General features: G+C 66.8%; 2 protein-coding genes. Both read right to left on the bottom strand.

All coding sequences use genetic code 11. The features are described 5' to 3' along the window. A partial coding sequence (gene chrA, locus H8A95_RS42965; protein ID WP_229188441.1) for a chromate efflux transporter occupies positions 1-876 on the bottom strand: 876 nt, incomplete at its 3' end. 479 nt (positions 877-1,355) lie between these two features. Beyond that, on the bottom strand, positions 1,356-1,576 hold a 221-nt coding region (locus H8A95_RS42970; RefSeq protein WP_229188442.1), incomplete at its 5' end, for a LysR substrate-binding domain-containing protein.

Genomic DNA, 1,576 nt, shown 5'->3' on the forward strand with positions numbered 1-1,576 from the left:
GGCAAAGGTGAACAGCGGCCCCGGCACCGCTTGCGCGGCGCCGTAGCCGGCCAGGAACGCATCGTCGCCGATCCAGCCCGGCGTCACCACCGCTTCGCGCAGCAGCGGCAGCACGACATGGCCGCCGCCGAACACCAGCGCACCCGAGCGGTAGAAGGCGTCGAACAGGCCGAGGCCGGGCCATGTGCGGGCGAGCAGCGGCAGTCCGACCAGCAGCGCAAGGAACAGGATCAGCGCTGCCATGCCAACGCGGCGCGACACCGGCATCGCGATATGCGTGACGCCGTTGGCCGGTTGCGCGCGGCAGAACCAAAGCCCGGCGATGGCGCCGAGCATGATGGCGCCGATCTGCGCGATCGACGAAGAGCTGGCGAGGATGACCAGCGCCGCCACCGTCGCGATCGATGCGCGTTCGCGGTCGGGGCAGAGCGATCGCGCCATGCCCCAGACGGCTTGTGCCACGATCGCCACTGCGACCAGCTTGAGGCCATGCACCAGGCCCGCGCCGGCCGGGCCGCTCAATCCGCTGGCGCCGTACGCAAACAGCACGAGCGCGATCGCCGAGGGCAGCGTGAAGCCGGTCCAGGCCGCGAGCCCTCCCAAATACCCTGATCGCAGCAGGCCGAGCGAAAAGCCGACCTGGCTGCTCGCAGGGCCCGGCAGAAATTGGCAGAGCGCGACCAGATCCGCATAGGCCTGCTCGTCAAGCCAGCGCCTGCGGGTGACGAACTCGTCGCGGAAATAGCCGATATGGGCGATCGGGCCGCCGAAGCAGCTGAGGCCGAGCTTGAAGAAAATCAGCAGCACCTCGAGCGGCGAGTGCGCTGATCTCGCGGAGGGCGTCGTGTCGGATTGCTGGACGTCGGTATCGTTCAAGGCTGCTCAATTCCCCGACTTGCGTCCCACCGGACTCGTCAGGGCGAGCATATCGCCATTCGATGACGTGCGAGCGCGGTTTTGTCGCGCGATCGCGACGAGATGAGCGCTGAGAGGGAGTGCCGAAACGACAGCGGAAGCGAGCATGACGTTCGACGTCATGCGGCCTCGCGTCGATCAGACGCCCGCCGGCATGAAGGGGCCGGTCTCAACTTCAATTACTCTTCTTCGGTTCACTCGTAGCGCATGTTCTTCGGCGGCCGGCGCGCCGCAGGTATCGCCAGCACGACCAGGCACAGCGCGATCATCGCCAGTCCCATGAATTCAAATGCAAATGCGTCCACGACCCATTCTCCCCCATTAGAAACAGTTAGACTTGTTGGGGGAGCGTTGACGCGCTGTTAAGCCTTATGGTTACCGTCGGCGGCCTCCCGGCATGGTGGAGGGTGAGTTAACGCTCACATGGTCGAGCGCTCGGGCTACGCCACGAGTTTCGGCAGCGCCGCCGCGAGCGCGTCGACCGCAACGCGGACTTTCGGCGGCAGTCGCGGCGTCGGCAGCCACAGGGCATGGCAATCGTAGAGAAATTCCCCTTCGTCGCCGAGGACGCGGACCAGCGCGCCGTTGTCGAGGCGGTCGCGCACCAGCCAGGAGGGCAGCCACGCCAGCCCCATGCCGCGCGCTGCGGCGTCGGCAATGG

The organism is Bradyrhizobium oropedii, from assembly GCF_020889685.1.
Taxonomy (GTDB): Bacteria; Pseudomonadota; Alphaproteobacteria; order Rhizobiales; family Xanthobacteraceae; genus Bradyrhizobium; species Bradyrhizobium oropedii.